The organism is Embleya sp. NPDC127516, assembly GCF_044765325.1.
Lineage (GTDB): Bacteria > Actinomycetota > Actinomycetes > Streptomycetales > Streptomycetaceae > Embleya.
In genome coordinates, this window is sequence record NZ_JBIWJT010000007.1 from 428,381 (window position 1) to 434,380 (window position 6,000).

Consider the following 6,000-nt stretch of genomic DNA (forward strand, 5'->3'; position numbering starts at 1 on the left):
TCGGTGGATCCTTCGGTGCCCCGGCTTACCCGGCATGGTGCGCGTCTTTGCCCGGCTCGGTGCGCGCGCTCGTGGTGCTCGGTCAGTGCGCGTGTTCGCCGTGTTCCGCTTCCGGGGCGGGCGACGAGGTCGGGGCGATCGGGGGTGCCTGCGCGACGGTCGCAGCGCCCACGGTCACGGTGAACTCGGCGGTGCGGACCGTTCCCTCGTGCCGGAAGTCCAGGTAGAGCCGGTAGTTGCCCGCGCTGGGGGCCTGGGCGTGGAAGCCGATGCCGGGACCCGCGGGGGTCTTGCCGTCGCCGGGCGCGCCCTGGGGATGTACGTGCAGGTAGGCGAGGTCGCCTTGGCGCAGGGCGACCAGGTGGCCGTACGCGCCGAGGTAGGGCTGGAGGTCGGTGACGGGGCGGCCGTCCCTGCTCACGTTCAGGGTGAGCGCGGAGGAGCCGGTCGCGGACAGGTCGCCGGCCAGGGTCACGGTGTATCCGTCGACCGTCGCGGTGCGAGTGGGCGCGGGGAGCGCGGCCGGTTCGTAGGAGCCGGCCACGACCACGTCGGCGCCGAGAGTGAGCGGGCCGCCGGGGTCCCCGGTGGGGGCGAAGTCGGCGAACACGCGGTACGTGCCGGCGGTCGCGAAGGTCAGCGGGACGCTCCAGGTGCCGTCCGGCCCGAGTGTGGGGTGCACGTGCTGGAAGCCGGACAGGTCGCGGCGGGCCACGATCAGGTGCAGGTCCTGCTCGTGGGCGCGGTCGTAGCGGGTCCACGGGCGGCCGTCCGGGCCGAGCACGCGGAATCGGAAGTCGGTTCGGGTGCCGACCGGAAGCGGTTCGGCGGGCGCGGCGAGGGTGTAGCCGCGTTCGGACACCTGGAGTCCACCGGGCGCTTCGGCGGCGGCGGGCTTGACGCCGGTCGCACCGGGGGCCTGCTCGCCGCCGCGTGCGTCGGCGCCGTGTCCACCGTGCGCGGGCGCCGGGTCGGAGCCGATCGGGCCGACCGCGTGGCCCACGCCGAACGCGGCGCCGAAGGCCAGGACGATGCCGGCGCCGAACGCGCCGACCTTGACTGCCGTGTTCATGGTCTCTCCTCGGTCGATCGGTCGGTCGGGACCGAAGCCGGGTTCGGGATCGGAATCCGGTTCGGGGTCGCGTCGGGCCGCAGGGCCCGCTCGTCGGCGGTTGCCGGCCGCACCGGCCGGGAGGGCGCCGTGGGAGGGCGCCCTCCCGGGCCGGTCAGTGGCAGCTGCCGCAGCAGCTCGCGCCCGCCGCCGGCGTCGCGGGGGCGACGAGCTCGTAGCCGGCCTCGTCGATCGCCGCCGCGACGGCCGCGTCGTCGATCGTGGTACCTGCGGTCACGGTGACGGTGCCGCTCGCGAGGTCGACCCCGACGTCGGTGACGCCGTCGATCCGACCGACCTCGGTCCGGACCGACGAGACGCAGTGCCCGCAGGTCATGCCGGTGACGGTGTAGGTCGCGGTGACGGTGGACGTGGACGTGCCCATGGCGAAGCCTCCAGGTTCTCGGATCCGCCGCACCGGATGCGCTCCGGTCGGCGGCTTCGGTTAACAACATACCCCCCCTAGGTATGTAGTCAACCCGTCGAGGCCGATCCGGAGTGGGTTCTCGGTGGTGGCGAGCGCCTCGTCGGGCACGTTGCCGCAGATGTCGGGCAAGACGTTTCGGGCCTGTCGGGGCGTCTCGGACAGGGGCCGGCGCAGGTCCGTTCGACATTGCCGATGTTCGGCAACCCGGGGCGCGTCAGGGTGCCGAGAACAAGGGTGTCGCCGAGGGGACGAAACCTGTGAGTCTGGTGATCGTCACGGGGACGGTGTGGCCCGCCGAAGCGGCCGGGCGACCGCCCCTGCTTCAGATCGCGTCAAGGAGCACCATGCGCATGATCCGTACGGCCGTTGTCTCGGCCGTCGTCGCTCTCGCCATCGCCGGTCTGGCGGCCTGCGACGGCGGCTCGGAGAAGTCCAACGCGGACAAGGACGCGAAGGCGCTGGCCGACGACGCGCTGGCCCGGCTGCGCAAGGCCGACGATGTGAAGATGGTCGGCGGTGGCGACAACCAGGGCAGGAAGCAGGACGTGGACGTCTGCCTGCGGAACGCCGACCTGCAGGGCACGATGAAGGTCGACGGATCGCCCGTGGACATCGTCCTGATCGGTACGTTCGTCTACATGAAGGCCGAACCCGACTTCTGGGCCAAGGCCTTGGCGGAGCAGGGCCCGCAGGCGGTTCTGATGAGCAAGCTGTTCGCGGGCCGGTACGTGAAGACTCCCGCCAAGGGCGAGGACGGCCAGGACGGGAGCGTCGGTGGAATGAGCGACTTCTTCCAGGGCTCCGCCGAGGGTGTGGTCAAGGGCGAGGTCGTCACGGTGGACGGCAGGAAGTTGGTCCCGCTCAGCAAGAAGAACGCCAAGGGCAACACGGTGACGCTGCACGTCCCGGAGAAGGGCGAGCCCTTCCCGACGCTGGTCACCGTCTCGGGCAGTGTGACGATGAAGCTGAACCTCACCAGGGGCGCGCAGAAGTGCACACCCACCGCGCCGCCGGCCGATCAGGTGATCGACCCGGAGGCGCTGGAGCGCGGTGGAGCCCCTACGGCTCCCACCGCGAACACGCAGACCTGAGGCCCGGACCCGAGGCCGAGGCCGGAGATCCAAGCCCGAGATCCAAGCCCGAGACCCAGGCCCGAGACCCAGGCCCGAGACCCAGGCCCGAGACCCAGGCCCGAGCGACGGGCCTGGGCCTCGGGCCCGGCGATCGCCGGCGTCAGTCGCGCAGCATCAGGATGACGCCGGCGGTGACCGCACCGACGGCAACGGCGGCGATGCCGTAGGCGAGACGGTGCGCGCGCAGGACCGGCAGGAAGCGGTCCACGGCCAGCCGGCCCGGGCCGGTGAGGGCGAGCGCGGCGGCGGCCGAGGTGAGCAGCAGTTCGTACTCGACGCCGCTCGGCGCGAAGAAGCCGCCGTCCCACTTGACCGCGACCGCGTTGATCATGGTGCCCACGATCGCGGCGGCGGCCAGTGGGGTGCACAGGCCGGCGACCAGGGCCAGGCCACCGAAGGTCTCGGTGAGTCCGGCCACCGTGGCCATCGCCTTGCCGGACGGGTAGCCGCTCATCGTGAAGAACTGGCCGGTGCCGTCGAGGCCGGCGCCGTCGAACCAGCCGAAGAGCTTCTGGGAGCCGTGCGCGGCCATGGTCAGGCCGACCACGACGCGCAGCAGGAACAACCCCAGGTCGTATCCGTGCAGGGACGGGCCGGGCGCGGTCGGCGACGCGGTGCCGGTGGACCGGTCGAGGCTGCGGAGGGTCGTCTCGGCGGGGGAGGACATGCGGGTGTCTCCTGTCGATGCGAGGTCGTCGGACGATAGGCAGTTCAAATTTGAACTACTTCGACGCTACAGCCCGACCCCGCCTTCGACAAGCTCAGTAGGCTGGCGCGCATGAGTGAACCGCGGTGGTTGGACGACCTCGAGATGGCGGCGTGGCAGAGCTTCGTCGAGGCCGGCCACCGCGTGGACCGGGCACTGGAGCGCCAACTCAAGGACGAGGCCGGCCTCTCCCATCCGCAGTACGAGATCCTCGTGCACCTGTCCGCCGCGTCCGACGGGGAACTGCGGATGGCGGAGCTGGCCGAACGCCTGATCACCTCCAAGAGCGGGATCACCTATCAGGTCGCCCAACTCGAGAAGCTCGGCCTGGTCCGTCGGCGGCAGTGTCCCGACCAGGCGCGCGGCGTCTTCGCGGTGCTCACGGAGCAGGGATCCGAGCGGTTGCGCGGCGCCGCGCCCGCGCATGTGGAGCGGGTCCGCGAAGTCCTCATCGATGTCTTGGATCGCGAGCAACTCGCGCTCCTGGCAGAGGCGTTGGGCACGGTCGGCCGGCGACTACGGGCACACGACCGCGGCTGAGCGGCGCCGCGACCGGGTTCGCACGACGAGGCGCCCCGCTCCCGGATGAGGTGTCGGGAGCGGGGCGCCGATCATCGGACGAGCGATCGGGGACGGGTCAGGAGATGCTGACGTCGTCCACGTAGAAGGTGGTCGTGGCGGATTCGTCCTCGGAACCGGCGAACCGGAGAGTGACCGTCTGGCCCGCGTAGGCACTCAGGTCGACAGTCTTCTGGACGTAGGTGCCGGTGGCGTTGGCGTTGGAGTAGGTGGCCAGGGTCGTGCCGTTGACCTGGACCTTGAGCGTGTCGTAGACCGTCGAGCCGACTTCCTGTGTGGTGATCTTGACCCACAGGCGGAGCGAGGTGCCGGCCGGGACGGTGATGTTGGACTGGGTGACGTTCTCGGTGGCCGTGCGGCCGTAACCCATCATCCAGGCGTACCAGCTGCCGCCGTGCGCGGTGGCCTGGCTGCTGTTGGTGATGATGGTGGCGTCCTGCGTCCAGTTGGCGGTGCCCTGCTCGAAGCCGCCGTTCTGGAGCGCGTTGCCCGGGTTGGTGTTGCCGACGGTCAGCGTGTAGGTGGTCGAGTGCACGACCGAGCCGGTGCCGGTGATGGTGATCGGGTACGTGCCGGGCGTGGTGCCGGCCGCGACCGTGATGGTGGCGGTCGAGGATGCCCCGGACTGTACGGACGTCGGGTTGAAGGTCACCCCGACGCCGCTGGGCGCGCCATTGGCGCTCAACGCCACGGTCTGCGCGGTGCCGCTCGTGGTGGTCGTGTTCACGGTCGTCGTGGCGCTGCCGCCGGCGGAGGGCACGTTGCCCGCGCCGGGCGTGACCGCGATCGAGAAGTCGTTGGTGGGCGCGGGTCCGCCGACCGCCGTCTTCCAGATGGTGTAGGCGACACCGTCGGCGCTGCGGTCGAGGACCGTCGCGTTGATGTTGGCGGTGGTGTCACACGCGGAGTGGTAGCAGGAGTCGTAGGAAGTGTTCGCCTGGCCGCCCCACTTCGTGGCCTGTGCCGAGGTCTTGCGGGCGTCGGCGCCGGCCGCGTAGCCGGAGGTGGGGATGCCGCCCTGCTGGAAGGAGTAGTCGTCGGATCGGCCCTGGCCCTCGACGTTCTCCTCGGGACGCAGGTTCAGCGTGTCCCAGTACGCCTTCATCGGCGCGGCGGTGGTGGAGTTGATGTTGTTGATGAAGTAGCCGCCGTTGGGCGAGCCGACCATGTCGAAGTTGTAGTAGCCCTTGATCGCGCTGCGCTGGGTGGCGCTGAGCTGACCGACGTAGAACTGCGAGCCCTGCAGGCCCTGTTCCTCGCCTGCCCACCAGCCGAAGCGCACATGCTTGCTGAGCGTCGGGTTGGCCTGGGCGAGCGCGAGGGCGTTCTCCAGGAGGGTGGCGGAGCCGGAGCCGTTGTCGTTGATGCCGGGTCCGGCGGAGACGCCGTCCAGGTGGGCGCCGAACATGACGATCGAGTCGGCGGGGCCGCCCGGCCAGTCGGCGATCAGGTTGTTGGCGCGGTAGGTGCACGAGGTGCAGGTCTGCTCGGTGACGGTGTAGCCGGCCGCCTGGAGCTTGCCCTTCACGTACGCCAGCGACGCGGTGTAACCGCCGGTGCCCGAGCGGCGGTTGCCGCCGTTCTGCGAGGCGATCGTGCCGAACTTGGACAGGTGCGCCTGCACGTTGGCCACGCTGATGTTCGGCGGATCGGTCGGGTTCCCCGGACCGGTCACCGTCAGCGTGTACTGCGCGGTGTGCGTGACGCTACCGGTACCGGTCACCGTCACCGTGTAGGTGCCGGCCGTCGGCGTCGCACCCGCCGTCAGGGTCAGCGTCGAGGTGCCACCGGACTGGACGGTGGGCGGGTTGAACTGACCGGTCACACCACTCGGCAGACCGGCGACGGACAGCGCGACGGACTGCGCCGAGCCGCTGGACGTGATGGTGCCGACCGTGGTAGAGACGGTTCCGTTCGGTACCACGGTGCCCGAGGTCGGGTTGACGTTGATCGAGAAGTCGTTCTGGCCCGGGCCGCCGGTGCAGGTGGGGTCGTTGGGTTGGGCGGGGACGCTGACGGCGTCCCAGGCGGCCTTGGTCTTGTT

6 protein-coding genes are annotated in these 6,000 nt (G+C 70.7%); 2 read left to right on the forward strand and 4 right to left on the reverse strand.

The genetic code is table 11. The features are described from left to right. Window positions 1-82 precede the first annotated feature (82 nt). Together ACIRL2_RS16910 and ACIRL2_RS16915 are read right to left on the reverse strand one after the other, a co-directional pair. A complete protein-coding gene (locus tag ACIRL2_RS16910) occupies window positions 83-1,072 on the reverse strand; it encodes a hypothetical protein (RefSeq protein WP_402232777.1) in 990 nt (329 codons plus the stop codon). 154 nt (window positions 1,073-1,226) lie between these two features. Continuing rightward, window positions 1,227-1,496: a cation transporter gene (locus ACIRL2_RS16915; protein WP_402232780.1), complete on the reverse strand. Its 270-nt coding sequence runs from the start codon at window positions 1,494-1,496 to the stop codon at window positions 1,227-1,229. A 392-nt stretch (window positions 1,497-1,888) separates the two neighbouring features. Here ACIRL2_RS16915 and ACIRL2_RS16920 point away from each other — a divergent pair, with 392 nt between their 5' ends. After that, window positions 1,889-2,629 carry a hypothetical protein gene (locus ACIRL2_RS16920; RefSeq protein ID WP_402232782.1) on the forward strand — a complete coding sequence of 247 codons (741 nt, stop codon included), beginning with the start codon at window positions 1,889-1,891 and terminating at the stop codon, window positions 2,627-2,629. Window positions 2,630-2,771: 142 nt separating this feature from the next. Here ACIRL2_RS16920 and ACIRL2_RS16925 read toward each other — a convergent pair whose 3' ends face one another. Beyond that, complete coding sequence (locus ACIRL2_RS16925; protein ID WP_395871303.1) at window positions 2,772-3,338, reverse strand: DoxX family protein; 567 nt, start codon at window positions 3,336-3,338, stop codon at window positions 2,772-2,774. 111 nt (window positions 3,339-3,449) lie between these two features. Here ACIRL2_RS16925 and ACIRL2_RS16930 point away from each other — a divergent pair, with 111 nt between their 5' ends. Beyond that, complete coding sequence (locus ACIRL2_RS16930) at window positions 3,450-3,917, forward strand: MarR family transcriptional regulator (protein ID WP_331771555.1); 468 nt, start codon at window positions 3,450-3,452, stop codon at window positions 3,915-3,917. A gap of 97 nt (window positions 3,918-4,014) precedes the next feature. On the opposite strand, the gene ACIRL2_RS16935 is transcribed toward ACIRL2_RS16930, so the two are convergent. Next, a partial coding sequence (locus tag ACIRL2_RS16935; RefSeq protein ID WP_402232786.1) for a M28 family peptidase occupies window positions 4,015-6,000 on the reverse strand: 1,986 nt, incomplete at its 5' end.

What these genes read in the sequence shown, in the direction of transcription:
- ACIRL2_RS16910 (WP_402232777.1), bottom strand. Translation starts at nt 1,072, where the DNA reads ATGAACACGGCAGTCAAGGTCGGCGCGTTCGGCGCCGGCATCGTCCTG.
- ACIRL2_RS16915 (WP_402232780.1), bottom strand. Translation starts at nt 1,496, where the DNA reads ATGGGCACGTCCACGTCCACCGTCACCGCGACCTACACCGTCACCGGC.
- ACIRL2_RS16920 (WP_402232782.1), top strand. Translation starts at nt 1,889, where the DNA reads ATGATCCGTACGGCCGTTGTCTCGGCCGTCGTCGCTCTCGCCATCGCC.
- ACIRL2_RS16925 (WP_395871303.1), bottom strand. Translation starts at nt 3,338, where the DNA reads ATGTCCTCCCCCGCCGAGACGACCCTCCGCAGCCTCGACCGGTCCACC.
- ACIRL2_RS16930 (WP_331771555.1), top strand. Translation starts at nt 3,450, where the DNA reads ATGAGTGAACCGCGGTGGTTGGACGACCTCGAGATGGCGGCGTGGCAG.